The sequence below is a fragment of the Janibacter hoylei PVAS-1 genome (genome assembly GCF_000297495.1).
Lineage (GTDB): Bacteria > Actinomycetota > Actinomycetes > Actinomycetales > Dermatophilaceae > Janibacter > Janibacter hoylei.
Map to the genome: position 1 here is coordinate 1 of NZ_ALWX01000057.1, position 25251 is coordinate 25251.

At 73.8% G+C, this 25251-nt stretch carries 24 protein-coding genes, 1 pseudogene and 3 riboswitches; of the genes and pseudogenes, 9 read left to right on the forward strand and 16 right to left on the reverse strand.

Annotation, left to right across the window (positions count from 1 at the left end; all coding sequences use genetic code 11):
• The 4 genes from B277_RS11980 to B277_RS18000 all read right to left on the reverse strand — a co-directional run.
• Positions 1-310, reverse strand: a 310-nt coding sequence (locus B277_RS11980) for a translation initiation factor IF-2 N-terminal domain-containing protein (protein ID WP_007928603.1), incomplete at its 3' end; no start/stop codon positions are given.
• Positions 311-373: 63 nt separating this feature from the next.
• Complete coding sequence (locus B277_RS11985; protein ID WP_007928604.1) at positions 374-754, reverse strand: YlxR family protein; 381 nt, start codon at positions 752-754, stop codon at positions 374-376.
• Positions 755-782: 28 nt separating this feature from the next.
• The gene (gene nusA, locus B277_RS11990) at positions 783-1880 is read right to left on the reverse strand and encodes a transcription termination factor NusA (RefSeq protein WP_007928605.1); all 1098 of its coding nucleotides are present in this window, start codon (positions 1878-1880) and stop codon (positions 783-785) included.
• Position 1881: 1 nt separating this feature from the next.
• Positions 1882-2409, reverse strand: coding sequence for a ribosome maturation factor RimP (locus B277_RS18000; RefSeq protein WP_007928606.1), 528 nt, complete (start codon positions 2407-2409; stop codon positions 1882-1884).
• Positions 2410-2494: 85 nt separating this feature from the next.
• On the opposite strand from B277_RS18000, the gene B277_RS18005 reads away from it, so the two are divergent.
• Positions 2495-3349, forward strand: coding sequence for a hypothetical protein (locus B277_RS18005; protein WP_007928607.1), 855 nt, complete (start codon positions 2495-2497; stop codon positions 3347-3349).
• On the forward strand, positions 3346-4245 hold the full coding sequence (locus B277_RS12005) for an aminoglycoside phosphotransferase family protein (RefSeq protein WP_007928608.1): 900 nt from the start codon (positions 3346-3348) through the stop codon (positions 4243-4245). The genes B277_RS18005 and B277_RS12005 overlap by 4 nt, the downstream gene beginning before the upstream one ends.
• A gap of 98 nt (positions 4246-4343) precedes the next feature.
• Here B277_RS12005 and B277_RS12010 read toward each other — a convergent pair whose 3' ends face one another.
• Both B277_RS12010 and B277_RS12015 read right to left on the reverse strand, forming a co-directional pair.
• Positions 4344-5264, reverse strand: a complete 921-nt coding sequence (locus B277_RS12010) for a type IV toxin-antitoxin system AbiEi family antitoxin domain-containing protein (RefSeq protein WP_007928609.1) — start codon at positions 5262-5264, stop codon at positions 4344-4346.
• Positions 5265-5492: 228 nt separating this feature from the next.
• The gene (locus B277_RS12015) at positions 5493-6095 is read right to left on the reverse strand and encodes a histidine phosphatase family protein (RefSeq protein WP_040881464.1); all 603 of its coding nucleotides are present in this window, start codon (positions 6093-6095) and stop codon (positions 5493-5495) included.
• A 38-nt stretch (positions 6096-6133) separates the two neighbouring features.
• Between B277_RS12015 and B277_RS12020 the strand changes: the two genes are divergently transcribed.
• Positions 6134-7618 carry a cobyric acid synthase gene (locus B277_RS12020; RefSeq protein WP_007928611.1) on the forward strand — a complete coding sequence of 495 codons (1485 nt, stop codon included), beginning with the start codon at positions 6134-6136 and terminating at the stop codon, positions 7616-7618.
• Positions 7615-8415, forward strand: a complete 801-nt coding sequence (gene cobF, locus B277_RS12025; protein ID WP_007928612.1) for a precorrin-6A synthase (deacetylating) — start codon at positions 7615-7617, stop codon at positions 8413-8415. The genes B277_RS12020 and cobF overlap by 4 nt, the downstream gene beginning before the upstream one ends.
• A gap of 125 nt (positions 8416-8540) precedes the next feature.
• Here cobF and B277_RS19150 read toward each other — a convergent pair whose 3' ends face one another.
• The 3 genes and pseudogenes from B277_RS19150 to cobN form a co-directional block, all read right to left on the reverse strand.
• Positions 8541-8951 (reverse strand): nicotinate-nucleotide--dimethylbenzimidazole phosphoribosyltransferase, encoded by a 411-nt coding sequence (locus tag B277_RS19150; protein WP_238539400.1) that lies wholly within the window; start codon positions 8949-8951, stop codon positions 8541-8543.
• Positions 8860-10182 (reverse strand): annotated as a pseudogene (bluB, locus tag B277_RS12030) (5,6-dimethylbenzimidazole synthase); the annotation flags it as partial. The gene B277_RS19150 and the pseudogene bluB, both read right to left, overlap by 92 nt.
• Positions 10183-10280: 98 nt before the next feature.
• On the reverse strand, positions 10281-13949 hold the full coding sequence (gene cobN, locus B277_RS12035; protein ID WP_007928614.1) for a cobaltochelatase subunit CobN: 3669 nt from the start codon (positions 13947-13949) through the stop codon (positions 10281-10283).
• An 84-nt stretch (positions 13950-14033) separates the two neighbouring features.
• A riboswitch (cobalamin riboswitch) is annotated at positions 14034-14099 on the reverse strand.
• A 51-nt stretch (positions 14100-14150) separates the two neighbouring features.
• On the opposite strand from cobN, the gene B277_RS12040 reads away from it, so the two are divergent.
• The 3 genes from B277_RS12040 to B277_RS12050 are packed head-to-tail and all read left to right on the forward strand — an operon-like array spanning position 14151 to position 17487.
• The gene (locus B277_RS12040; protein ID WP_040881460.1) at positions 14151-15257 is read left to right on the forward strand and encodes a hypothetical protein; all 1107 of its coding nucleotides are present in this window, start codon (positions 14151-14153) and stop codon (positions 15255-15257) included.
• Positions 15257-15925 carry a precorrin-8X methylmutase gene (locus tag B277_RS12045; protein WP_007928616.1) on the forward strand — a complete coding sequence of 223 codons (669 nt, stop codon included), beginning with the start codon at positions 15257-15259 and terminating at the stop codon, positions 15923-15925. Before B277_RS12040 ends, B277_RS12045 begins: the two co-directional genes overlap by 1 nt.
• Complete coding sequence (locus B277_RS12050) at positions 15922-17487, forward strand: precorrin-2 C(20)-methyltransferase (protein WP_007928617.1); 1566 nt, start codon at positions 15922-15924, stop codon at positions 17485-17487. The genes B277_RS12045 and B277_RS12050 overlap by 4 nt, the downstream gene beginning before the upstream one ends.
• Positions 17488-17496: 9 nt before the next feature.
• Here the strand turns inward: B277_RS12050 and B277_RS17595 are convergent, their stop codons facing one another.
• Complete coding sequence (locus tag B277_RS17595; RefSeq protein ID WP_007928618.1) at positions 17497-18054, reverse strand: acyl-CoA thioesterase; 558 nt, start codon at positions 18052-18054, stop codon at positions 17497-17499.
• A gap of 411 nt (positions 18055-18465) precedes the next feature.
• Between B277_RS17595 and B277_RS18015 the strand changes: the two genes are divergently transcribed.
• Positions 18466-19008, forward strand: a complete 543-nt coding sequence (locus tag B277_RS18015) for a DinB family protein (RefSeq protein WP_083853773.1) — start codon at positions 18466-18468, stop codon at positions 19006-19008.
• A 72-nt stretch (positions 19009-19080) separates the two neighbouring features.
• On the opposite strand, the gene B277_RS12065 is transcribed toward B277_RS18015, so the two are convergent.
• From B277_RS12065 to B277_RS12090, 6 genes are all read right to left on the reverse strand, one after another.
• A complete protein-coding gene (locus B277_RS12065; protein ID WP_007928621.1) occupies positions 19081-19953 on the reverse strand; it encodes an energy-coupling factor ABC transporter ATP-binding protein in 873 nt (290 codons plus the stop codon).
• On the reverse strand, positions 19950-20702 hold the full coding sequence (gene cbiQ, locus B277_RS12070) for a cobalt ECF transporter T component CbiQ (protein ID WP_007928622.1): 753 nt from the start codon (positions 20700-20702) through the stop codon (positions 19950-19952). Before cbiQ ends, B277_RS12065 begins: the two co-directional genes overlap by 4 nt.
• On the reverse strand, positions 20699-21034 hold the full coding sequence (locus B277_RS12075) for an energy-coupling factor ABC transporter substrate-binding protein (RefSeq protein WP_007928623.1): 336 nt from the start codon (positions 21032-21034) through the stop codon (positions 20699-20701). The genes cbiQ and B277_RS12075 overlap by 4 nt, the downstream gene beginning before the upstream one ends.
• The gene (locus B277_RS12080) at positions 21027-21701 is read right to left on the reverse strand and encodes an energy-coupling factor ABC transporter permease (RefSeq protein WP_007928624.1); all 675 of its coding nucleotides are present in this window, start codon (positions 21699-21701) and stop codon (positions 21027-21029) included. Before B277_RS12080 ends, B277_RS12075 begins: the two co-directional genes overlap by 8 nt.
• A gap of 56 nt (positions 21702-21757) precedes the next feature.
• A riboswitch (cobalamin riboswitch) is annotated at positions 21758-21824 on the reverse strand.
• A gap of 28 nt (positions 21825-21852) precedes the next feature.
• The gene (gene cobM / locus B277_RS12085) at positions 21853-22638 is read right to left on the reverse strand and encodes a precorrin-4 C(11)-methyltransferase (RefSeq protein ID WP_007928625.1); all 786 of its coding nucleotides are present in this window, start codon (positions 22636-22638) and stop codon (positions 21853-21855) included.
• A complete protein-coding gene (locus B277_RS12090) occupies positions 22635-23861 on the reverse strand; it encodes a bifunctional cobalt-precorrin-7 (C(5))-methyltransferase/cobalt-precorrin-6B (C(15))-methyltransferase (protein ID WP_007928626.1) in 1227 nt (408 codons plus the stop codon). The genes cobM and B277_RS12090 overlap by 4 nt, the downstream gene beginning before the upstream one ends.
• Before the next feature lie 58 nt (positions 23862-23919).
• Positions 23920-23988, forward strand: a riboswitch (cobalamin riboswitch).
• A gap of 141 nt (positions 23989-24129) precedes the next feature.
• Here B277_RS12090 and B277_RS12095 point away from each other — a divergent pair.
• Positions 24130-25251, forward strand: a 1122-nt coding sequence (locus B277_RS12095; protein ID WP_007928629.1) for a magnesium chelatase ATPase subunit I, incomplete at its 3' end; no start/stop codon positions are given.

Here is a 25251-nt window from a genome sequence, read left to right on the forward strand (position 1 = left end):
CCGCAGGGGCCGCCGGGCCGGGCGTCGGCTTCGCCGCGGGAGCGGGGGCCGGGGCCTCCGGCTCGGCAGGCTTCGTCGGAGCCTTGGGACCGGGCTTGGCGGGGGTGGGCGTGGCGGCCGGCTTGGCGGCAGCCTTCTTCGCCTTGGGGTCGGCGGCGGGCGGGTTGTCCTTCACCCGACGCACGACCGGCGCCTCGATCGTCGAGCTCGCCGACTTCACGAACTCCCCCATGTCGCCCAGGTGGGCGAGGAGGGCCTTGCTGGAAACCCCGAGCTCCTTGGCGAGCTCGTGGACACGGACCTTGGCCACGTTTCTCCTTCTCTGGTCCGTACCTGAGAGAAGGCGCGGACCGTCGTCAGTTGAGGTGAATGCTCATTGCTGAGTACTCATCGGGTGCTCATCAGCGTCAAACCCGCTCTCGGTTGCTGTACGTACGGATGCAGACGACTGCGCCATCTCCTCGATCCAGGCACGAAGGGCGTCGGTCACCTCGACCCGGCACCGCAAGGCACGGGAGAGGGCCCGCCGCCGGACGGCGAGGTCCAAGCAGGCGATGTCGGGATGGAGCCATGCTCCACGGCCCGGCAAGCGCCGGCGCGGATCGGGCTGGGCAGAGGTCTCCCCTCGGTCATCCGTCACCGCGACGATGCGCAGCAGAGTCGACCGGCTATCCCGTCCACGACACCCGATGCAGGTCCGGATCGGTCCTGCGGCGACGTCGTCGGACTGGAGTCCAGTCCGGTCGAACTCCATCAGTCTAGCGCCTGTCCGGTCGGGACGATCACGCGCCCGGCTGACCGGGGACGGCGACGCCCTCGCTCGTGCCGGGGGCGGTGTCCGGACGGATGTCGATGCGCCAGCCGGTGAGCTTGGCCGCCAGACGGGCGTTCTGCCCCTCCTTGCCGATGGCGAGGGAGAGCTGGTAGTCGGGGACGACGACGCGGGCCGAGCGCAGCTTGGGGTCGACGACCGTGACCGACTCGACCTTGGAGGGCGACAGGGCTGCGGCGATGAACTTCTCCGGGTCGTCGGAGAAGTCGACGATGTCGATCTTCTCCCCCTGCAGGTGGCTCATCACCGCGCGCACGCGGGCACCCATCGCACCGATGCAGGCCCCCTTCGCGTTGAGCCCAGGGATCTTGGAGTGGACGGCGATCTTGGTGCGGTGGCCGGCCTCGCGGGCCAGCGCCGCGATCTCGACGGAGCCGTCGGCGATCTCGGGGACCTCCATGGCAAAGAGCTTGCGCACGAGGTTGGGGTGGGTGCGGGAGAGCCCGATCTCCGGCCCGCGCATGCCGCGCTTGACCGACACGACGTAGACGCGGATGCGGTCGCCGTGGTTGTAGACCTCACCGGGCACCTGCTCGGCCGAAGGGAGGACCCCTTCGACCGTGCCGAAGTCCACGAGGACGTTGCGCGGGTTGGAGCTCTGCTGGATGACGCCGGCGACGATGTCGCCCTCGCGACCGCGGAAGTCGCCGAGGACCGCCTCGTCCTCGAGGTCACGCATCCGCTGGGTGATGACCTGACGGGCCGTGGCCGCGGCGACGCGACCGAAGTTGTCCGGGGTGTCGTCGAACTCCGGGCCGAGCTCACGACGGGTGCGGGTGCGCATGAGCGGGTTGCCCTCGTCGTCGACCGGGGTCGGCTCGCCCTCGGCGGCCTCGACGGGGACCTCCTCCTCGAGGAGGTGCTCCTCGCGGGCCCACACGACGACGTGCCCGTCCTTGCGGCCGAGCTCGGCGCGCGCGTTCTTGTACGCGCCCTCGGTGCGGTGGTAGGCGCCGAGGAGCGCCGCCTCGATGGCGTCGACGAGGATGTCGAAGGGGATCTCGCGCTCGCGCTCGAGGGCCTTGAGGGCGTGGATGTCGATGTCCATGTCAGTCCTTGTCGTCGTCGCCGTCGGGCGTGCTCGGTCGGTTGAACTCCACCTGGGCGACGCCCTTGGTGATGTCGGCGAAGGGGAAGTGCTCGGTCCGGGGGGCCTGCTTCTTGGTGCCCGCCAGGTGCAGGTCGACGCCGTCGGCGGTCGTCGCGAGGACCCGACCGGTGACCTGGGTGCCGTCGCCCTTCGTCATCTCGACGAGGCGGCCCACGGTGCGGCGGAAGTGCATCGGCTCGGTGAGCACCCGGTCGGTGCCGGGGGTGCTGACCTCCAGGGTGTACGGCTGGCTGCCCATGACGTCGCTGTCGTCGAGCGCGTCGCTCACCAGACGCGTCGCGTCGGCGATCTCGTCGAGGGTCAGGGGCTCGATCGGCGTGTCGCCGACGGCCTCGGCGACCGGTCGCTCGACGGTGATGCGCGCGACCCGGCGCTTGCCGGCCGGCGTCACGCTCACGCCCGCCACGGTGAAGTCGTCGCCCAATGCGCTGGAGACCTGCGCGAGGACGTCCTGCTCCTGAACCATGGGAAGCCTTCCGTGTGGAGTTGCCGTGCTGGCCCGCCACTCTAGCGATGATCTGCGCCGGTCGTGGCATGCGAGGATCGACACCGTGTCCGCCCGACCCAGCCGCCGCCTCCTGCTCACCGGTGCCCTCGCGCTGACGACCGGCGCACTCACGGGGTGCGGGGTGCGCCTCGAGGACGACGCGCCGGACATCCCCTTCGTCCCGACGCGGGAGCCGATCCCCGGCGAGACCGCCCTGCTCGCGATGCTCGGCACTCTCGAGAGCGCCGACGGCGAGCACGCTACCGCCCGGGCGGACCGCCTGCGTGCAGCCCTCGCCGAGTCCGGCGTGCCCGAGCGGGTCCTCGACGCGGCGCAGGCACCGGACACCGACGCCGAGACGGCCGCCGCCTGCGAGGCCGCGGTCCGCGAGTGCGGGCCCGGGCTGCTCCGGCTCGTCGGCCAGCTGACCGCGACCCTGCGCATCACCGACCCCATCGGGGCCAGGGCGCGCCTGTGGACGCCCTCCGGCGACTCCGCCTGGCAGGCCGGCGACGTCGCCGCCGACGCGCTCGAGGCGACGCGCGCCACGAGCTACGCCCTGGCGGTCGTCGCCGGCCGTCTCGCCGACGGCACGTCCCGCACGCGGACGCTCACGACGCTGCGCGAGCTGCGCCAGCTCGAGGTGCGCCAGACGACCGCCGCCGGCGACGACGTCGGGTCCGTGACCCTCGGCTACGAGCGCCCTGACGACCTGTCCGGCAGCGCGGGCACCGACTGGGTGACCGAGAGCTTCGTCCGGCTGCAGGCCGCCTACGCCGCCGGACTGACCCGCCTCGGCGACGACCGCAACGCGGCTCTCGAGACGACGCAGTGGATGGTCGCTGCCGAGCGCGTCTCCCGCACCCAGTTCCCCCAGCCGTCCCCCGAGCTCTACGGGGACGGCGCGCAGCCGTCGTGAGGGTCGAGGACGCCGCGGCCCTCGTGCCGGCGCCCTTCGCCGAGCACATCGCGACGCTCGAGGCCGAAGGGGGCCCCGCGGGCATCGCGTGGGTGGCCGGACTCCCCCACCTGCTCGCCGAGGTCCTGCCCGAGTGGGAGCTGACCGTCGACGGCCCACCGATGACAGGTCACTGCGCGCTCGTGCTGCCCGTACGTGGCCCCGAAGGGCCGGCTGCGCTCAAGCTCGGCTGGCCGCACGAGGACGCCGACGGCGAGCACCTCGCGTTGCGGGCGTGGGGCGGACGCGGCGCCGCGCGCCTGCTGCGGGCCGACCCGCGCCGCTCGGTGCTGCTGCTCGAGCGGCTGACGACCGAGGACCTCACCGACCTGTGGGACGAGGAGGCCGTCGGCGTCGTCGCCGGGCTCTACGCCGACCTGCACGTCACTCCCCTGCCGCAGGTGCCGAGGCTCGTGCCCTGGGCGGGGGCGCACCTCGACCGCCGGGGCGCCGCGGCCCTCCCGCGGCGCTTCGTCGAGCAGGCGAGGTCCACCCTTCGCTCGCTGGGGACGCTCGGTGGTGAGCGGCTGCTCCATGGCGACCTCCACTACGGCAACGTCCTGTCCGACGGCACCGACTGGGTCGCGATCGACCCCAAGCCGCTCGTCGGCCACCCCGCGTGGGAGGTCGCGCCGCTGCTCACCAACCGGTGGGCGGAGATGGGCACCGGCCCCTCGCTGCGCTGGTCGGTGCGGCGGCGCGTCGAGGTCGTGTGCGACGTGGCGGCGCTCGACGAGGACCTCGTGCGGGCCGTGAGCGCGCTGCGCGAGGTGGTCAATGCGGTCTGGGCCAGCGAGGACGGTGACGGCGAGCGGGTCTCGCGCGCGATCGCGCTCGTCAAGGCGTTGGGCGACTGAGGCCCTCCTACGGTGGCGCTTGGGAGCGTTGACGTCACCCGTCGTCGATGACGTCACCGGGTTGCCCGGAGAAGGGGGACCGGGCGACGCCAACGCCGTCAGGCGGCGAGGGCGACGCCGCGCAGGACCTTGCCGCGGACGACGGCCAGGTCGTCCAGGTCAGCCCACGTCAGTCTGACGATGACGTACCCCAGCGCCCGGAGACGGTCCTCCCGCAACTTCTCGTCCCACACGTCCTGAGCCTTCTCGTACTTCTTGCGACCGTCGACCTCGATGACGAGCTTCATGTCCTCGTAGAGGAAGTCGACGCGCGCCACGAAGTCACCCCTGCTGTCGAAGATCTCCACCTGGGGCGTCGGCAGACGCAGACCCAGCGTCCGCAGCGCCCATCGCGTGCGGGACTCCGCGCCGGACTCGGCACTGCCGTCCGCGAGGGCCAGCATCTTGGCCGGCTCGCGTGACCACCGCCACGGCTCCAGGACAGCCATCGCACCGTCGAAGTCGGCGCGGGTCATCACCTCCTGGTGCAGCGCATGGTGTGCGCTCACCAGGCCTGCCTCCCCTCCGAAGTGGCTGGCGACCTGGACGCAGGCCACGGTCGGGGTGACGGTCAACAGGCCCTGGTGCGTCGCGGTGAGTGAGGCGCCCAGAGGGCGGTGGCCGGCCAGACCCGTGTCGGTGCGCCCGCGTCCCGACCCGATGCGCGCGACGTGCACGCGGTCGTCGACGCCGTGGACCTCGATGCCGCGCACCGCGGGTGCGCTGTGGTGGGTGAGGACCAGTGGCGGCTCATTGCCGAGAGCCCGCGCCACGGCTCGTGGCCGCAGGTCATGTCGGTGCCACGGTTTGGTCTCCCGCCACCGCTCACCGTCGACGAGCGCGTTGCGACGGACCCGCACGAGGTCGCCCGCGCCGACAGCGCGCTCGACGTCGCGGCGACTCGCTCCCCGCCGGAGGAGGTCAGAACCGGTGGCCGTGCCGCGGCCGGCGTCGAGCGCGGCCCGGATGATCGGATGCATGGCCACATCGTGACCGGGATGGCGCCCGCGAGCGGTGGAGTTGTCCACAGCCGGACCACTGGGCGCGTCCGTGGCGGCGTTGGTGCCGCGTGGCGGCGTTGATGCCACCTGGTGGCCCTGCTCCGGGCACCCCAGCGACATCATCGCCGCCAGGTGACGTCAACGACGTCGGGGACCGGCTGCCGACCTGCGGCTGACGGACCCACGTGGGCGCGGCGGCGCGGAGCGTCAGTCGACGACGTCGACCGTGGTGACCGAGCCCGCGTCGATCGGCTCGTCCCAGTCGATGTCGCGGTGGGACCGCGAGCGCAACCAGGCGAGCGCAGCGCGGATCGTGTGCTCGTGGCTGACGACGACGAGGTGGTCGGGCTGCTCGATGAGGGCCGGGGCGAACCAGTCACCCACCCGCTCGAAGACGTCGCGCATCGACTCGCCACCGCCCCACCGGATCTCGCTGATGTGCTCTCCCTCGGGGACCGGCTGGGCCTGCAGGGCGTCGGTCCGCTCCCCCTCGAGCTCTCCGAGCGCCTGCTCGCGCAGCCCCGGCTCGTTGCGCACCGACGCGATCCAGCGGATCGGCCGCAGCGCCACGGAGATGATCTCCGCGGTCTGCATCGTGCGCATGAGGTCGCTGCTCCACAGGTCGAGCGAGTGCTCGTGGCGGGGCGGGCCGACCAGGGCGCCGAGGGCCAGACCGGCACGTGCCGCTTGGGCGCGACCCTCGTCGGTGAGCACCGACTGGTTGCGACCGCGGTAGGCGCCCTGGACGAGTCCGTCACGGTTCCACGTCGACTGCCCGTGACGGATGAGGTGCACGCGCGTCGGGCTCACGGTGGCCACCGTAGTGGGGATCCGTAGAGTGTCGGCTCGTGAGCGGCCTCCTGATCACCGGGACCTCGTCGGATGCGGGCAAGTCGCTCGTCGTGACGGGGCTCTGCCGCGCGCTGGCCCGACGAGGTCTGGCCGTCGCGCCGTACAAGGCGCAGAACATGTCCAACCACTCGATGGTCTGCCGCGACGGCTCCGAGATCGGGCGCGCCCAGTACCTCCAGGCCCAGGCTGCCGGCGTCGAGGCGACCTCGGCGATGAACCCCGTGCTCCTCAAGCCGGGCAGCGACCGCCGTGCGCACGTCGTCGTCCGCGGTCGCCCCGCTGGGGAGCTGCGCGCCGGCGAGTACGCGACCGGGCGTGCGCACCTGGCGCAGGCGGCCTTCGCCGCCTACGAGGAACTGGCGGCCGAGCACGACCTCGTCGTCTGCGAGGGCGCCGGCTCACCCGCCGAGATCAACCTGCGGGCCGGTGACTACGTCAACCTTGGTCTGGCGCAACGCTTTTCGCTGCCCACAGTGCTCGTCGGCGACATCGACCGCGGCGGGGTGCTCGCCGCGCTCTACGGCACCTGGGCGCTCGTCTCCGACGAGGACCGGCCGCTGCTCGCGGCCTACGTCATCAACAAGTTCCGCGGCGACGCGTCGGTGCTCGAGCCCGGGCTGGCCGAGATCACCCACCGCACGGGCATGCCATCGCTCGGGGTCCTGCCGTGGCTGCAGGACGTGTGGCTCGACTCCGAGGACTCGCTCTCGATGGGCGCGTGGGGCGATGCCGCGGACGGCGTGCCCGCCGACCGTCGCCTGTCGGTCGCGGTGGTCCGCCTGCCCCGCACCTCCAACGGCACCGACGTCGACGCCCTCGCCGCCGAGCCCGGGGTCGACGTGCGGGTGACGGTGGACTCCGACGCCGTGCGCGAGGCCGACCTCGTCGTCCTGCCCGGCTCGCGCGCGACGACCTCCGACCTCGCCTGGCTCCGCCGCACCGGCCTCGCCGACGTCGTCCTCGAGCGGGCCAGCCGTGGCGCGCCCGTGCTCGGGATCTGCGGCGGCTACCAGATGCTCCTCGACGAGATCGTCGACGACGGGGTCGAGAGCACGCCCGACGAAGGGAGCGAGACCCCCTCTGCCGCAACGGTCCTGGGCCTCGGGCTGCTGCCCGGCCGGGTCGTCTTCCACGAGGACAAGGTGCTCGCCCGCCCGATCGGGACCTGGCGCGGTCACCACGTCGAGGGCTACGAGATCCACCACGGCGTCGTCGAGCCGACCGGCGGCGAGGACTTCCCCGGCGGCCACGCCGTCGGGCCGGTCCGCGGGTCGATCTGGCACGGCACGCTGGAGTGCGACGACTACCGGCGGGCCCTGCTCGACGACGTGGCCGCGACGGTCGGGGCGCGGTGGTCCGCGGAGCCGGGGGCGGCCCCCTTCGCCGCTCGTCGTGAGGGGATGATCGACATCCTCGCCGATGCCCTCGAGACGCACGTGGACGTCGACGCGATCATCGACCTCACCCGGGAGAAGCCTTGAGAGACACCGCTGCTCGCACCATCCACGTCATCGGCATCGGGGCCGGCTCGCCCGAGCACGTGACCGCCGAGGCGGCCGCGGCACTGGCCGAGGTCGACGTCTTCCTCGTGGCCGACAAGGGCGGGGCCAAGGACGAGCTCGTCGCGGTGCGTCGGGCGATCTGCGACCGCTTCATCCCCGCCGACCACGCCTACGAGTTCGTCACCGTGCCGGACCCGAAGCGCGGGCCGGACGCCGACCGCGACTCCGCCGAGTACGCACAGGGGGTGCGCGACTGGCACGCCGCCCGCACCGACGCCTACGTGCGGATCATCGACGAGCTGCCCGCCGACGCGGTCGTCGGCTTCCTCGTGTGGGGCGACCCGGCCTTCTACGACAGCACGATCCGCGTCGTCGACGCGATCGGCGAGCGGATCGCGACACGGGTGCGGGTGCTGCCGGGGATCTCGGCCTTCCAGACCCTCGCCGCCGCGCACGGCGTCGTGCTGCACCGCGTCGGCGAACCGGTCCACATCACGACCGGTCGCCGCCTCGTCGAGGAGTGGCGTGCGGCCGAGGCCGCGGGGCTGGGCCTGGGCACGGTCGTCGTCATGCTCGACGGGCACCTGCACTGCCGCGAGCTCGCCGCCACCCACCCCGACACGGTGATCCACTGGGGCGCCTACGTCGGCATGCCGCAGCAGGAGCTGCGCTCCGGGCGCCTGGCCGACGTCATCGACGAGATCGTGCAGCTGCGGGCGGACCTGCGGGCGACCCACGGGTGGGTCATGGACGTCTACGCGCTCACGCCTGCCTGAGGCTTCGAGACGGTCGCAGAGCGACCTCCTCAGCCACCGGGGTCAGGGAGACGGTCGCAGAGCGACCTCCTCAGCCACCGGGGTCAGGGAGACGGTCGCAGAGCGACCTCCTCAGCCACCGGGGGTCAGCGGGTGCGGGCGGCGATGCGGCGGACCGCCAGGCCCTGCAGCAGCATCGAGGCGGCGAGGCAGGCGCCGACCCCTTCGCCGGCGCGCAGGCGCAGGTCGAGCAGCGGCTCGAGGCCCAGCTCGCGCAGCACGAGGGCGTGGGCCCGCTCGCGGCTGACCTGCCCGGCGAGCAGGTAGGCCTGGGCGGCCGGCTCGAGACGAGCGGCGATGACGCCCGGCAGCGATCCGGCGAGGCCGTCGAGCACCACCGGTGCGCCGGCGGCCGCGGCCCCCGAGCGTGACTCCGGTGAGCAGCGCGATCTCGGGCCCACCGACCATCGCGAGGAGGCGAAGGGGGTCCGACTCACCCTGCGTCCGGGCGAGCGCCGCGGCGACGACGTCGCGCTTGCGCGCGACCATGTCGGCATCCGAGCCGGAGCCCAGGCCGACCGCGTCCTGCGGCTCGAGGTCGAGGAGGGCGCAGGCCAGAGCGGCGGCGACCGTCGTGTTGCCGACCCCGACCTCGCCGAGGCAGACGAGACCGGTGACCGCGGCCCCGGTACCGATGTCGCGCCCTGCGGCGACCAAGGCCTCTACGTCGGCGAGCGTCATCGCATCCGTGGTGGCGAGGTCGCCCCGCTCCCCCGCGGGCCGTGTCTTGTGCGCACCCGGGACCGCCTGTGCCACACCGGCGTCGACACCGACGACGGCGAGTCCGGCTCCCTTCGCCGTGGCGGCACCGAGGGAGGTGCCGGCGACGGTCGCGGCGAGCACGTCGTGGGTCGTCGTGGCCGGGAAGGCGCTGACGCCGAGCCCGGTCACCGGGTGGTCGGCGCCGGCGAGCACGAGGGTGCCACCGGTGACGTCCTGGGCGCCCACGGCGAGCACGCGGTTGAGCGCGCGGTCGAGGACGCCGAGCGACTCGGGCGGCGAGAGCAGCTCGTCGGCGGCGTCGGTCGCGCCGACGAGCCGGGTCGGCTCGGGACCGCGCAGGTGCGAGACCGGCTGCTGCGGAGCGGCCTCGTCCGCGGGCCAGCGGTCGTGCAGGACGACCTGCTCGAGCGGCGTCTTCTTCGACCACGCGACCCGCTCCAGGCCGGGCGACGGCGGGCGCTCGTCGGGCCAGCCGAGGCAGAGCCAGCCGAGGGTGACGACGCCCTCGGGCAGACCGAGCAGGTCGGCGAGCTCGTCGGGGTCGAAGAGGGTCACCCAGCCCATGCCGAGACCGTGGGCGCGGGCGGTGAGCCACATGTTTTCGATCGCGGTCGCGCAGGACCACAGGTCGGCGTCGGGGAAGGTCGCTCGGCCGAGCACGCCCGTTGCAGGAGTGCGCCGGTCGCAGGCGACGACGATGCCGACGGGCGCCTCGCGCAGACCTTCGAGCTTGAGGTCGAGCATGCGCGCGGCGCGCTCCGAGGCCAGGTGTGCGGCCTGGTCGACCCGAGCCCTGTCGGCCATCGCTGCGGCTCGGTCACGGGTCGCCGGGTCGCTGACGACGACGAAGCGCCAGGGCTGCGAGTGCCCGACGCTCGGCGCCCGGTGCCCGGCCTCGAGGACGGCCGTGATGAGCTCCTCGGGCACTGCGTCGGGCCGGTAGCGACGGATGTCGCGACGGCCGGCCACGACCGCGGCGAGGGCCTCGGTGACCGCCTCGCCCATGGCCCAGCCCGTCGGGTCGTCCCGGCGCTGCGCCGCGCTGCTCGTGTCGCCGATCGTCGGGACCGGCCGGGCGTATCGGGGCTCGCTCCCTCCGCTCGTCACTCGCTGTCCTCCATGTCCCCCTCGACGTCGAGGTAGACCTGCTGCATGGCACGGACGACCTCGGGGTCTGGCTCCTCCCACAGGCCGCGGTCGGCGGCCTCGGTGAGTCGCTCGACGATGCCGCGCAGCGCCCAGGGGTTGGCCCGACGCATGAACTCCTGGTTGGTCTCGTCGAGCACGTAGTCGCGGGCGACCCGGTCGTACATCCAGTCGTGGACGACGCCGGCCGTCGCGTCGAAGCCGAAGAGGTAGTCGACGGTCGCCGCGAGCTCGAAGGCGCCCTTGTAGCCGTGGCGCTGCATCGCCGAGATCCACCGCGGGTTGACCACGCGCGAGCGGAAGACGCGGTTGGTCTCCTCCTGCAGGGTGCGGGTGCGCACTGCGTCGGGCGAGGTCGAGTCGCCGACATAGGCCTTGGGCTCGCTGCCGGTGAGCGCGCGGACGGTCGCGACCATGCCGCCGTGGTACTGGAAGTAGTCGTCGCTGTCGAGGATGTCGGACTCGCGGTTGTCGACATTCTTGGCCGCGACCTGGATGCGGCGGTAGGTGCGCTCCATGTCCTCGGCGGCGGGTGCGCCGTCGAGGTCGCGGCCGTAGGCGTAGCCACCCCACGCGGTGTACACCTGCGCGAGGTCGTCGTCACTGCGCCAGTTGCCCGACTCGACGACCTGGAGGATGCCCGCACCGTAGGACCCCGGCTTGGAGCCGAAGATCCGTGTGCGAGAGCGCCGCTCGTCACCGTGCTCGGCGAGGTCGGCGATCGTGTGGGCGCGCACGTGGTTGTCCTCGGGCGACTCGTCGAGGCCAGCGACGAGCGCGACGGCGTCGTCGATGAGGGCGATGACGTGCGGGAAGGCATCGCGGAAGAAGCCCGAGATGCGCACGGTGACGTCGATGCGTGGGCGGCCGAGCTCAGCGAGCGGGATCGGCTCGAGCCCGGTGACCCGGCGGGACTGCTCGTCCCACACCGGCGTCACGCCGAGCAGGGCGAGCACCTCGCCGATGTCGTCGCCGGAGGTGCGCATCGCCGACGTGCCCCACATCGACAGGCCGACCGAGGTCGGCAGCTCGCCGGTCTCCTCGCGATAGCGGGCGAGGAGCGAGTCGGCCATCGCCGTGCCGGTCTGGTAGGCCAGCCGCGAGGGGATCGCCTTGGGGTCGACGGAGTAGAAGTTTCGCCCCGTGGGCAGCACGTTGACCAGGCCGCGAAGGGGGGACCCGCTCGGCCCCGCAGGGATGTAGCCGCCATCGAGGGCGTGCAGCACCATCGGCAGCTCGCGCTCGGTCGCGGCGAGCCGCGGCACGACCTGCGTCGCGGCGAACTCCAGCACCCGGGTGACCTCGGCGGCCGCCGCCGGGTCGAGCTGCGGCTCGTGCTCGGCGACGAGATCGCCTGCGGCAGAGGCGGACCAGTCCGCGGCGGCGAGGGCCTCGACGAGGTGACGGGCCCTCCCTTCGACCGCATCGGTCTCGGTGGTGGAGGCGTCCTCGGCGAGGCCGAGCGCCGCCCGCAGACCGGGGACGGACCCGACCTGACCGGAAAACACCTGCGCGGCGCGCAGGACGGCGAGCACGAGGTTGACGAGTTCCTCGCCCTGCGGCGCCTGGCCGAGGACGTGCAGGCCGTCGCGGATCTGGACGTCCTTGATCTCGCAGAGCCAGCCGTCGACGTGCATGACGAGGTCGTCGAAGCCGTCGGCGTCGTCGAGGTCGACGTCGTCGCCCAGCCCGAGGTCGACGTGCATCTGCGCCGCGTGCAGCAGCTGCCAGATCTCGCCGCGCAGGGCCGGCGCCTTGGCCGGGTCCATGACCGAGACGTTGCCGTACTCGTCGAGGAGCTGCTCGAGGCGGGCGATGTCGCCGTAGGACTCGGCGCGGGCCATCGGCGGGACGAGGTGGTCGACGATCGTCGCGTGGGCACGGCGCTTGGCCTGCGTGCCCTCACCGGGGTCGTTGACGAGGAAGGGGTAGATCAGCGGCAGGTTGCCCAGGGCCGCGTCGGTGCCGCAGGAGGCGGACATCGCCAGGTTTTTGCCGGAGAGCCACTCGAGGTTGCCGTGCTTGCCGACGTGGACGACGGCGTGCGCGCCGAACTCCTCCTCGATCCAGCGGTAGGTCGCGAGGTAGTGGTGCGTCGGCGGCAGGTCGGGGTCGTGGTAGATCGCGATCGGGTTTTCACCGAAACCGCGGGGCGGCTGCACGAGGAGCGCGACGTTGCCGCGGACGAGGGCGGCGGTGACGATCTCGCCCTGGGCGTCGGTCGTCGTGTCGACGAAGACCTCGCCGGGCGCCTCGCCCCAGTGCTCGGTCATCGCCTCGCGCAGGTCGGCCGGGAGGGCGTCGAACCACTCCCGGTACCGCGCGGCTGGGATGCGCACCTGCGCGCCCTCGACCTGCTCCTGGGTGAGCCACTCCTCGTCCTGCCCGCCGGCGGCGATGAGCTCGTGGATCAGGGCATTGCCCGACGTCGTGTCGGGGGCCTCGCCCTCGACCGGAGGGAGCAGGTCCATCCCGACGAAGCCCTCGCCGAGGTCGTAGCCCGCCTCGCGCATCGCGCGCAGCAGCCGGATCGTCGAGACCGGGGTGTCGAGGCCGACGGCGTTGCCCAGGCGGGAGTGCTTCGTCGGGTAGGCCGAGAGGACGACGGCGATCCTGCGCTCGGCGACCGGCGTGGACCGCAGGCGAGCGTGGTTGACCGCGATGCCGGCGACGCGGGCGGCGCGCTCGGGGTCGGCGACGTAGTGCGGCAGGCCCTCGTCGTCGAACTCCTTGAAGGAGAAGGCGACCGTGATGAGCCGACCGTCGAACTCGGGGACGGCGACCTGGGTCGCGACGTCGAGCGGGCTCATGCCGTCGTCGGACTCCTCCCAGTCGGCGCGGCCCCAGGTGAGGCACAGGCCCTGGAGGATCGGGATGTCGAGGGCGGCGAGCCTCTCCACGTCCCAGGCCTCGTCGTCCTCGCCGGCCGAGGCGGTGGCGGGCTTGGTGCCGCCGGCCGCGAGCACGGTCGTCACGAGCGCGTCGAGGGTGCCGAGGTGCTCGAGCAGGCCGTCGGGCGCGTCGCGCAGCGAGGCCGAGTGGATGACGACGCCCTGCCCGCCGGCGGCGTCGATCGCGTCGGCGAGCGCGTGCGCGTAGTCGGTGTTGCCGGCGGCGTACTGGGCCCGGTAGATGAGGACACCAACCCGCGGGCGCCGGACATCGCCGCCGGCTGCGTCGAGGGCGGCCGGCTCGTCGCGGTCGAGGACACCCCACTGGGGCAGCGCCTGCGGCGCCTCGAAGCCCTCACCGGTGAGCAGGAGCGTGTCGCCGAGGAAGGCGTGCAGCTGCGCGAGGTTGGCCGGGCCCCCTTCGGCGAGGTAGCGGTGGGCCTCCGCCGCGGTGCCGGGCGGCACCGTCGACAGCTCCATGAGCGCCGCGTCGGGCTCCTGTGTGCCGCCGAGGACGACGAGCGGTGCGCTGGCGCTGCGCAGGTCGGCGAAGCCCTCCCACAGCCCCTGCGGCGAGCCGAGGTAGCGGACGACGACGACGTCGGCGCGGGCGACGCGCTCGGCGATCTGCTCGTCGGTGAGGCGGGCCGGGTTGCCGACGACATAGTCGACGCCGGCGCTGCGCGCGCTCAGCAGGTCGGTGTCGGAGGTGGACAGCAGGGCGACGGTGGTCACGTCGTGGGCTCCTTGGCGGGGGTCCGCGCCCCGCGGTTCGAAGGGAGTGACCCGCACGGTCTCGTGCGGGCCGGCCGGCAGGGCGTGTCTGACTCGCGAAGTGGGCTTCGCTCACAGTGGCGGGACCGTCCCGGACTTGCACCGGGTTCCGCGCTGCTCGGTTGTCCGGCAGCCTACCGGGGCCGCGTAGGCTGCCCTGCCGTGAGCACACCGACGCCCTCCCGCAGCGGCGCCGACCGCTGCCCGGGGTTGCTCACCCCCTTCGTCTCGGCGGACGGGGCGATGGTGCGCCTGCGCATCCCCGGCGGTCGGGTCGACGCGTCCACCTTGCGCGAGATCTCTTCTCTCGCACAGCGATTCGGCAACCCGGCCATCACGCTCACCTCGCGGGGCAGCCTGCAGCTGCGCGGCCTGCCCGACCCGCTCCCCCGTGAGCTCATCACGGCGATCGACGACCTCGGACTCGTCCCCTCCGGGCCGCACGACAAGGCGCGCAACATCGTCGCCGACCCGCATGCCGGACTCGACGACCTCGTGACCGCGCTCGACGAGGGACTGCTCGCGGACCCCGGGCTGGCCGAGTTGCCGGGGCGCTTCCTCCTCGCCGTCGCCGAGCCCGGTGGTGCTGTCCTCGGGGAACCCTGGGACGTCGCGATCGTCACCTCCCCGCTGGCTGAGGTGCGAGGAACGAGCCTCGAAGCCACCCTCCTCGCCGCGGACCGGGCGATCACCGTCCCCCGCGAGGCTGCTGCTGCCGCCGCCCTCGACGTGGCCCGTCGCTTCCTCGCCGCCCGCACCGACGACCGGACCTGGAACATCCGCGACCTGCCCGACGCGACCCGGACCGACCTGCTGCCGGGGGGACTCCCCTTCGACGTGCTCGCGGGTGAGCCACCGGCGCCCGGACCGGTTGGCGAGGACCTCGTGGCCCTCGTGCCGCTGGGGCTGCTGACGCCGGCCATGGTGGCGGGGCTCGAGGGGAAGCTCTGCATCACGCCCTGGCGCTCGGTCATCGTGCCGGGTGGGGCGGCACGGGCCGAGGTGCTCGCGGCGGCCGGCTTCGCCACGACCGCCGACTCCCCCTGGACCGTCCTCACCGCCTGCGCCGGGGCGCCCTCGTGCGCGCGGACGACAACCCGCACGCGCGACCTCGCCAGGGAGGCCGCCCCCTTCGTCGACGTCACCGGACCGGCCGTGCACGTCATCGGCTGCGAGCGCTCGTGCGGCCACCCCGCCCGCACGCACGCGACCGCCCTCAACCCCATCAGCGCAGCGGATGTCGTTGCGGCACAACACGAGAAGGCCTGATGAACCCCCTTCGCCAACCGCCTCGCCGGTACGACTACGTCACCGACGGGCAGGAGATCTACCGCCGTTCCTTCGGGATGATCCGCGACGAGGCCGACCTCAGCCGTCTGCCCGCGGACCTCCACGGCGCTGCCGTGCGGATCATCCACGCCGCCGGTGACGTCGGCATCACGAGCGAGATCGCCGGCCACCCCGAGGTCGCCGCTGCCGCCCACGCCGCGCTCGTCGCCGGCGCGCCGATCCTCACCGACAGCAACATGCTCGCGCAGGGCGTCACCCGCCGCCGTCTGCCCGCCGACAACGAGGTGATCTGCACGCTGCGCGAGCCGCAGGTGCCCGACCTCGCCGCCCAGTGGGGCACGACCCGCGCAGCCGCCGCGGTCTCCCTGTGGGGCGAGCGCCTCGAGGGCGCGGTCGTCGCGATCGGCAATGCCCCGACCGCCCTCTTCCACCTGCTCGAGCTGCTCCACGACGGTGCCCCCCGACCGGCGGCGATCGTCGGCATGCCGGTCGGCTTCGTCGGGTCCGCGGAGTCCAAGGTGGCCCTCGCCGAGCACGACCTGACCGGCGGCCCGATCCCCTGGCTCGTCGTCCACGGCCGCCGCGGTGGGTCCGCGATGGCCGCCGCCGCCCTCAACGCCCTCGCCCACCCGGACGAGCTGGCATGAGCGACGAGACGACCACCGGGCGCTTCTACGGCGTCGGCATCGGTCCCGGCGACCCCGAGCTCATCACCCTCAAGGCCGCGCGGCTCATCCGTGACGCCGACGTCATCGCCTACCACGCGGGCGCCGGCAAGCAGTCGCTCGCGCGCTCCATCGCCGCCGACCTCATCCCCGATGGCGCCATCGAGGAAGAGCTGCGCTACCCGGTGACGACCGGCTTCACCGACCACCCTCGCGGCTACTACGGGGCCCTCGCCGACTTCTACGACGAGTGCTGCGACCGGCTCGAGGCCCACCTCGCTGCCGGCCGCAGCGTCGTCGTCCTCGCCATCGGCGACCCGCTCTTCTTCGGCTCCTTCATGTACGTCCATGACCGGCTGAGTCCGCGCTACCCCACCGAGGTCGTCCCCGGGATCACCTCGCTGTCCGCCGCCACCGCCGCGGTCGCGACCGGCCTGTGCCGGCACGAGGACACCCTCACCGTCCTGCCCGGCACCCTGCCCGTGCCCGAGCTCGCCCGGCGTCTGGCCGACACCGACGCGGCGATCATCATGAAGCTCGGCCGCACCTTCGCCGGGGTCCGCGAGGCCCTGCGCCAGGCAGGGATGCTCGAGCGTGCCGTCTACGTCGAGCGCGCGTCCTACCCGGGTGAGCTCGTCATGCCGGCTGCCGAGGTCGACGAAGGTCGCGTGCCCTACATGTCCCTCGTCGTGGTCCCCGGCGAGGGGCTGCGCGACGACGCCGCCGGGCGGGCCGCGGACTTCGCTCGGCTGACGGCGGGCGCCCCCGACGAAGGGGGCGAGCCCTCCCCTTCGTCCGTCGGCACCGTCCACGTCGTCGGGCTCGGGCCGGGGCCGGACCACTGGCTGACTCCGCAGGCGAGCGAGGTGCTCGCCCGGGTCGACCACGTCGTCGGCTACGCGCCCTACGTCGCCCGGGTGCCGCAGCGCGAGGGCCTGACCCGCCACGCCTCCGGCAACTCCGTCGAGCTTGACCGCGGCCGTCTGGCGCTCGACCTGGCCCGCGAGGGCGCGGACGTCGCCCTCGTCTCGGGTGGTGACGCCGGGGTCTTCGGCATGGCGACGGCGCTCTTCGAGTCGCGCGAGGCGGCCCTGTCCGACGACCCCGGCTACGCCGACGTGCCGGTCGACGTCGTGCCGGGCGTCACCGCGGCCCACGCGGCGAGCGCCCTCGTCGGTGCCGTCCTCGGCGGCGACCACGCCCTGGTCAACCTCAGCGACAACCTCAAGCCGTGGGACGTCCTCGCCGCGCGGCTGACCGCGCTGGCGACGAACGACATCTCGATCGCCCTCTACAACCCGCGCTCCCGCTCCCGCCCGGACACCCTCGGCGCCGCCCGTGACCTGCTCGTCGAAGCGGTCGGCCCGGACCGCGTCGTCGTCGTCGCGCGCCACGTCGGCCGCGACGAGGAGTCGTCCTGGGTGACGACGCTCGGCGAGCTCGATGTCGAGGCCGTCGACATGGGCTGCCTCGTCGTCATCGGCGCCTCGACGACCCGGGTCACCGACGACGGCCGGGTGTGGACTCCGCGGTCGGTCGGCTAGGGCCTGACCTCACCCCCAGAAGGGCGGCGGTCCTGCCGGCGCGTCCTCGCGCGGCGAGGGCAGCCGGGTGCCGTCGCCCCACCCCTTCGCCCAGTCCGGCACGTGGCTGGGCGGCGGCGCGATCCCGAGCATCGGCCACAGCCGGTCGGTGTCGACGCCCTTGCCCCGCTGGAGGAAGCGCATGCGCACCAGCGCTTGCGCGCTCACCTGGCCGTCGGTGACGAAGCGCTGCTCGAAGAAGACGCTGACGCGGTCCCACCCGGCGATCACGGTGTGCAGCTCGTAGGCCTGCAGCGGCTGCAGCGAGCTGCGGAAGGTCATCGTCTCCTGCATGACGACCGCCGCCACCCGCTTGCGGACCTGCGCCAGGCCCCACCCGGAGCGGATCGCCAGGTCGATGCGCCCGAGGTCGGCCATCGTGAAGTAGACGCCGTTGTTCATGTGCCACGCGAAGTCGATGTCGTTGGGCAGCACCCGCAGCGGTAGCACGGCGACCTCGCCGGGGGCGACCCTGCCGCGCCGCTTGGCGGTGGCGACGGTCCACAGGATGCGGGGGACGCGGTTCATGCGTGGGTCCTCGGGGGTGGTCTCGAGCGGGGACGAAGGGAGCGTAACCGCGCCTCGTCGTGCGGCATCGGTGTCGGTGGCGCCCGTCACGCTGGGGCCGTCATCTGCGTGGCCAACACCTATGCGTGGGTGCACCGCGAGCTGCACGCCGCCGCAACCGAGGCGGCCGTCGACAAGGACGTGTGGGTCGTCGGCGGCGGCCTGGCCGGTCAGTTCGCCGATGCCGGCCTGCTCGACAAGGTGTGGGTCCACCAGACGCCCCTCGTCCTGGGCGCCGGCGCCACGTTCCTCCGCCGCCTGCGGCTGCGCCGCGAGCGGGTGGAGCGCGACGGACAGTTCCCGGCGATGGTCTTCGAGGTCGTCGGCCCGGAGCCGCGGCGAGCCGGCGAGGTCGACGGGGCGGCGAGATCTATGGCGAGGGGTGAGACCGCCCGACGCTACCGTCGTGGGGTGAACCTGCCGCCCTTCCAGCATGAGGTCCCCTTCGACGCGTCGGCACGCGAGCAGCTGCTCGCCTTCGTCGACGAGCACCGGGCGATGCTGGGTCGCTGCCTCGACGACCTGACGGAGGACGAGGCGCGGCGTCGACTCGTGCCGTCGCGCACGACCCTGCTCGGGCTGGTCAAGCACGCCACCTTCGTCGAGCGGGTGTGGTTCGACGAAGGCGTCCACGGTCGCACCCGCGCCGAGATCGGCATCCCCGCGTCACCCGACGCGTCCTTCGCGCTGACCGCCGAGGACACGATCGCCTCCGCCGTCGCGGCCCACCGCCTGGCGTGCAGCGACAGCCGGGCAGCGATCGTCGGGCTCGACCTCGACGACGTGGTGACCGGCAACCGCCGAGGGCCGCTCCCCCTTCGCTGGGTCCTCGTGCACGTGCTGCGCGAGCTCGCCCAGCACGCGGGCCACGCCGACATCCTGCGCGAGCAGATCCTGGCGGCCCGCGAGGGCTGAAGCGGCCGCTCAGCAAGAGAAACCCCGACTTCGCAAGAGTCCGGTACTCATGCTAAGCCGGGGATTATCGGGTCACCCGGAAATCTCGAGGCGGGTGAGGCACCCCGCCACCTCGCCGGGCGTGCGGGGCCAGCCGACCGCGGCCGGCTCGATCCCCAACTCGCGCAGCAGCTGCACCGACCACGGTGGACGCAGCCGCGCAGCCTCGACGAGGTCGACGTCGGTGAGCGCATCGGTCACCTCGCCCTGGTGGACGACGTGGTCGACCACCAGAGCGACCTCATCGGCCCAGCGCCAGGCGAGGTCGACGTCGTGAGTCGACAGCACCACCGTCGTGCCGTGCGCCTCGAGGGCCGCGACCGCGGCGAGCATCTCCTCGACGCCCGCAGGGTCGAGGCCAGCCGTCGGCTCGTCGAGGAGCAGCACCTGCGGGTGCATCGCGAGCGCTCCGGCGACGGCGACCCGCTTGCGCTGACCGAAGGAGAGCCGGTGGACCGGCCGGTCGGCGAGCTCCTCGAGCGAGAGCACCGCGAGCGCCTCGTCGACCCGCGAGGCGGTCTCGGCGGCGCCGAGACCCAGGTTGGTCGGGCCGTAGCCGATGTCGCTGCGGACGTCGGCGCTGAAGAGCTGGTCGTCGGGGTCCTGCATGACCAGCTGCACCCGCTGCCGGTGGGCGGTCAGCCCGCGCCGAGTGTGCCGCAGGACCTCCCCGCCGGAGACGACCGAGCCCTCGGCTGGCGCGTGCGCGCCGGAGAGCACCCGCAGCAGCGTCGTCTTGCCCGACCCGTTGGCCCCGAGGATCGCGGTGCGCCGGCCCGCACCGATCGTCACGCTCACGCAGTCGAGCACGCCCGGGGTGCCGGGGTAGCCGGCGTGCACGCCGCGCAGCGCGAGCGCGGTGTCGGCGTCGTCGGGTGGGGTCCACGACCCGAGGCGGTGCGTCATGACAGTCCCGCCCGCAGCGACAGCCCGGCCAGCCCGACGACGAGTGCTCCGGCCGCCAGGACGAAGGGGGTCGACACGGCCCGGGCAGGCACGAGCGGCACGGCAGCGACTCCACCACGACCGGCCAGCCCGTCCTCCAGCCTGCGGGCCTTGTCCCACGCGGCGACGAGCACGGCGGCGCACAGTTGGCCGACCGAGCGTCGCGCGGTCCGACCGCTCGCGTAGCCCAGCCGACCGGCCTGAGCGGCGCGGATCGCCGACGCGGCGTCGAGCAGGGCGAAGATCATCCGGTAGGTCACCGCGGCGACGTCGACGGCCACCTCGGGCACCCGCGCCCGGCGCAGCCCGGCGAGCAGGTCGACCATCGGCGTGGTCGCGGCCAGCAGGACCGTCGCGCTCGTCGCGGCGAGGGCCCGGGAGACGACGAGGAGGGCCCGGGAGGCACTCCCTTCGTCGACACCGACCGGACCCCACCTCACGAGGTCACCCCCACCGAAGGTCACCGCGATCGTCACGGCGCCGATGGCGATGAAGACGGCGGGCCCGGCCATCGCGTGGCACCAGACCCGCGCCGGGACCCGGGCCACGGCGGCGAGGCCCACGGCGCACACCCCGACGAGGCCCGCGACGACGAGCGAGGTCGTCGTCGCGGCGACGAGGAGCAGCCCCAGGCAGAGCAGGGACTTCTCCAGCCTCGAGCGGGTCCGCCACGGGGAGGACCACGCCGCGTCGTCGAGGGTGAGCCTCATGACGTGCGGTCAGCCGTCCCGGTCCGGGTGGCGTCGCGCCCCTTGAGCCGGCCGAAGACGTAGCCGAGCGCCAGCCCGCCGAGGCCCGCCTGCAGGGCGAAGAGACCGGACTCGATCTCGCCACCGGCCGGCGGCATGAGGGGCTCGAACCACGGCTCGTGGCCGGCCTCCTCGAGCTGCTCGGTGGCGGCGGCATCGGTGCCACCGAAGGCCTCCTCCTCCCCCGCGGCGGCGCGGCCACCGAGGTAGAGGGCGACGGCCAGCAGGAGGACGACGGCGGCGAGGACGAGGGCGATGCCGCGTCGCCCGAGGGTCTGGGTGGAATCACGCACGGGCAGGCTCCTTGGTCTCGGCGGGGACGACCTCGAGGTCCTCCATCTCGGGGCGCGCCCAGGCGATGAGCGCGTTGATCAGCAAGACCCCGACGAGGCCCTCGACGATCGCCAGGGGCACCTGGGTCACCGCGAAGATCCCGAGGAAGCGACCCCAAGCCTCGACGAAGCCGCCCTCCGGGTAGGCGAGCGCGAGCTGCGTCGCGGTCGTCACGTAGGTGGCGAGGTCGGCCACGGCCACGCCGACGAAGACCCGCACCATGAAGGGCGCGGCGGCCAGCAGCCGGAAGAGCCCGTAGCCGACCCAGGGCCCGACGACCGCCATCGAGAAGACATTGGCCCCGAGCGTCGTCAGGCCGCCGTGCGCGAGGAGCAGCGCCTGGAAGAGCAGGACGATCGTGCCGAGCAGGGCCATGACCGGTGGCCGGAAGATGATCGCGCCGACGCCGGTGCCGGTCGGGTGGGAGCTGGACCCGGTGACCGACGGCAGCTTGATCGCCGACATGACGAAGGTGAAGGCGCCCGCGGCCCCGAGCAGCAGCCTGGCGCTCGGGTTGTCCCGCACGATGCGGGCGGCACTGCGGGTGCCGTGGATGACGAAGGGGGCGGCGACAGCAGTCCACGCGGCGGCGTGGACCGGTGGCAGGAAGCCCTCGGCGATGTGCATCAGCGCAATCTCTCTCTGGCCGGATGACGCGTCCGGCCGCTGCAGCCCTCGCCCCGGAGTTCCTGACTCGCGGAAGACCCGCTCACAGTGGCGCGACCGTCCCGGACTCTCACCGGGTTCCTCCAGGTGGAGGCGATGGCTGGGGCCGAGACTAGCGAAGCCCGCCCGGGATGTCTGCTGCCGTCCGCTCCTCGCGCTCGGCCGCGCGGCGGCAGGAGTAGAGGTGCGATTCGACGAAGCCCTCGGCCTGCAGGGCCCACCCGACGACGATGATCGCGGCCTGCCGCAGGTCGTGCGCCTCGACCTGGGCGGCGATGTCGGCGAGGGTGCCGCGCAGGACGATCTCCTCGGGCTGCTCGACCCGGTAGGCCACGGCGACGGGGCAGTCGGCGCCGTAGTGCTCGGCGAGCCGGTCGGCGAGCTCGCGGGCGCGGCGGATCGCCAGGTGCAGCACGAGGGTCGCACCGGTCGCGGCGAAGGCCTCGAGCGACTCCCCCGACGGCATGGCCGTCGAGTCCCGCTGGGCGCGGGTGAGCACGACCGACTGGGCGACCTCGGGCACGGTGAGCTCGCGGCCGAGCCGGGCGGCGGTCGCGGCGTAGGCGGCGATGCCGGGCGTGATGTCCCACGGCACGCCGGAGGCGTCGAGCCGGCGGGTCTGCTCGGCGATCGCGGAGTAGACGCTCGGGTCGCCGGAGCACAGCCGGGCGACGTCCTCGCCCCGCTCGTGCGCGGCGACGAGCTCGGCGGTGATCCCGTCGAGGTCGAGGTCCTGGGTGTCGACGAGCCGCGCGCCGTCGGGGCAGTGCTCGAGGACGGCGGCATCGAGGTAGGTCCCGGCGTAGAGGCAGACCGGGCTCGCCGCGAGCAGGCGGGTCGCGCGGATCGTCAGCAGGTCGGCGGCACCGGGGCCGGCGCCGATGAAGTGAACGGTCATGTCGGGTCCTCGGAGTCGGTGCGGATCGCGGCGAGCTGGGTGACGGTGCGGGCAGGGGTCCACGACAGGAAGCGACCGAGCGGGACGGCCCGCTCCACGGACAGGCGGGTGAGCTCGCCGCCGGTGCGGGCGTGCCGGCCGATGAGCGCGGCGTCCCCCTCGAGCGTCACGGCGTGCGCGACGAGGCGTCCGCCGGGGCGAAGGGAGGACCAGGCCCGGTCGAGCAGGTCGGGGTCGAGCCCGCCGCCGACGAAGATCGCGTCGGGCGTCGGCAGCATCGCCAGGTCGGTGCTGCCGGTGTCGCCGACGACGACGTCGACGCGGCCGGCGAGGCCGAGGGCGGCTGCGTTGTCGCGGATGCGCTGGGCGCGGGTCGCGTCGCGCTCCACGCAGGTGACGGTGGCGCGGTCGGCGGCGAGGCACCACTCGAGGGCGACGGAGCCGTTGCCGGCACCGAGGTCCCACAGGTGGGCTCCGGGGGTGGGTCGCAGTCGGGCCAGACCGCTCGCCCGCATGTCGCGCTTGGTCAGCTGGCCGTCGTGGTCGATGAAGTCCTCGGGGCGCCCCGGGACCGCTCCGGCGGTCGCGGCAGTCGCCGCGGGGTCGTCGGCGCGCACGTCGAGGCAGGCGAGCACGAGGTCGGGGGTGGCCCCGGCGAAGCCGTCGGCGCGCTCGGAGCGAGCGCCCTCGTCGGGGCTGCCAAGGTGCCAGCGGGCGGTGAGCATGCTTGCGCCCCAACCGTGCTCGGTGAGCAGTGCGCCGAGCCGAGCCGGGTCGCCGCCCCCGGAGAGGAGGACGACGAGTCGCGCGCCGGGGGCCAGGTGGGGCAGGACCGCGCGTATGTCGCGCCCGACGGTCGTGACGACGACGGTCTCCTCGGCGGACCACCCCTGACGGGCGCGGGCGAGGGCATCGCTGCCGATGGCGGGGTGGACGCGCACGCGGTCGGCGCCGACGAGCTCGACCAGGGTCGTGGCGATGCCGGAGCGCAGCGGGTCACCGCTGGCGAGGACGACGGCGTCGGGGTGCGCCTCGACGAGGGCGGGCAGCGCCGGGCGAAGGGGGCTGGGCCAGGGCACGAGCTGCGCCTCGGGTGCGTGGGGGGCGACGAGGTCGAGGTGACGGCCGCCCCCGACGAGGGTCGCAGCACCGCTGATGAGGGCGCGTCGGGCCTCGTCCAGACCGGACCACCCGTCGTCCCCGATACCCACGACCTCGATCACGGACGCCCACCCTAGGGCCTCGCCCTCCTGTGAGAGGATCGCGCCCAGGCACTCCCCCGAGGAATCCGGTGCAACTCCGGAGCGGTCCCGCCACTGTCACGGCCCACGCGGCCCGAGCCAGACACTCGGTCGGTGCCCGTCGTCGCGAACCCGCGTCGATGTCGTCGGACGGCGAGCGTGGACACTCGCCAGGAGGCCGCCACTGTGAGCCGCACCGGGTCCCGGACCCCCCACCTTCCCCTTCACCGCGCTCGTCGGTGCCGACGAGTTGACGTCGGCGCTGCTGCTGAGCGCGATCTCGCCCGAGATCGGCGGCGTCCTCGTCCGCGGTGAGAAGGGCACCGCCAAGTCGACCGCCGTCCGCGCCCTCGCCTCGGTCCTGCCCGAGCAGCGGGTGGCGAGCGAGTGCCGCTTCGGCTGCGACCCCGACCGCGACGAGGACTGCCCCGACGGCCCCCACGAGGACGCGGCCACGACCCGCCCGGCCCGCCTCGTCGAGCTGCCGGTCGGCGCGACCGAGGACCGCGTCGTCGGCTCCCTCGACCTGCGCCGGGCGCTCGGGGACGGCGAGGCGGCCTATCAGCCCGGTCTGCTCGCCGAGGCCCACCGCGGCATCCTCTACGTCGACGAGGTCAACCTCCTGCACGACCACCTCGTCGACGTGCTGCTCGACGCTGCCGCGATGGGGCGCAACACGGTCGAGCGCGACGGTGTCTCGATCTCGCACCCGGCGCAGATCACCCTCGTCGGCACGATGAACCCCGAGGAGGGCGAGCTGCGCCCGCAGCTGCTCGACCGCTTCGGCCTGACCGTCCACGTCGCCGCGAGCCGCGACCCCCATGTGCGCGCCGAGGTCGTGCGTCGCCGGCTCGAGGCCGACCTCGACCCGGCGGGCTTCGCGGCCCGCTTCGCCGACGCCGAGGCCGAGCTGACCCAGCGCCTGGCCGCCGCCCGCGAGGCGGTGCGCCGGGTCGCGCTCGACGAGCGGACCCTGCGGACCATCGCGCGGGTGTGCGCCGGCTTCGACGTCGACGGCATGCGCGCCGACATCGTCACCGCCCGCACCGCTGCGGCGCACGCCGCGTGGGAGGGGCGCGACCACGTGACCCGCGAGGACATCCGGGCCGCGGCGCTGCTCTCCCTGCCCCACCGCCGCCGTCGTGCTCCCTTCGACGCGCCGGGTCTCGACGAGGACCTGCTCGACCGGCTGCTCGACGAGGAGCCCGAGGACGACCCGCCGGGTGGTGGCGAGGAGCCCGACGGTGGCGAGCCGGAGGGCGGGGACCAGCCCGGCGACGGCCCGGGCGAGGCGCCCGCCGCCGACCCCTCCGACCAGCCCCCGGGCCCGACGTCGTCCGGCGACCAGCCCCAGACCGGGCCGCAGTCGTCC

Coding starts and splice junctions, on each gene's coding strand:
- B277_RS11985 (WP_007928604.1), bottom strand. CDS start 754: ATGGAGTTCGACCGGACTGGACTCCAGTCCGACGACGTCGCCGCAGGA.
- B277_RS19150 (WP_238539400.1), bottom strand. CDS start 8,951: ATGCCGACATGGTCGCGCGCAAGCGCGACGTCGTCGCCGCGGCGCTCG.
- cbiQ (WP_007928622.1), bottom strand. CDS start 20,702: ATGAGGCTCACCCTCGACGACGCGGCGTGGTCCTCCCCGTGGCGGACC.
- B277_RS12065 (WP_007928621.1), bottom strand. CDS start 19,953: ATGACGCACCGCCTCGGGTCGTGGACCCCACCCGACGACGCCGACACC.
- B277_RS18015 (WP_083853773.1), top strand. CDS start 18,466: ATGGCGAGGGGTGAGACCGCCCGACGCTACCGTCGTGGGGTGAACCTG.
- B277_RS12080 (WP_007928624.1), bottom strand. CDS start 21,701: ATGCACATCGCCGAGGGCTTCCTGCCACCGGTCCACGCCGCCGCGTGG.
- B277_RS12050 (WP_007928617.1), top strand. CDS start 15,922: ATGAGCGACGAGACGACCACCGGGCGCTTCTACGGCGTCGGCATCGGT.
- B277_RS12010 (WP_007928609.1), bottom strand. CDS start 5,264: ATGCATCCGATCATCCGGGCCGCGCTCGACGCCGGCCGCGGCACGGCC.
- B277_RS18000 (WP_007928606.1), bottom strand. CDS start 2,409: ATGGTTCAGGAGCAGGACGTCCTCGCGCAGGTCTCCAGCGCATTGGGC.
- B277_RS17595 (WP_007928618.1), bottom strand. CDS start 18,054: ATGAACCGCGTCCCCCGCATCCTGTGGACCGTCGCCACCGCCAAGCGG.
- nusA (WP_007928605.1), bottom strand. CDS start 1,880: ATGGACATCGACATCCACGCCCTCAAGGCCCTCGAGCGCGAGCGCGAG.
- cobM (WP_007928625.1), bottom strand. CDS start 22,638: ATGACCGTTCACTTCATCGGCGCCGGCCCCGGTGCCGCCGACCTGCTG.
- B277_RS12045 (WP_007928616.1), top strand. CDS start 15,257: ATGAACCCCCTTCGCCAACCGCCTCGCCGGTACGACTACGTCACCGAC.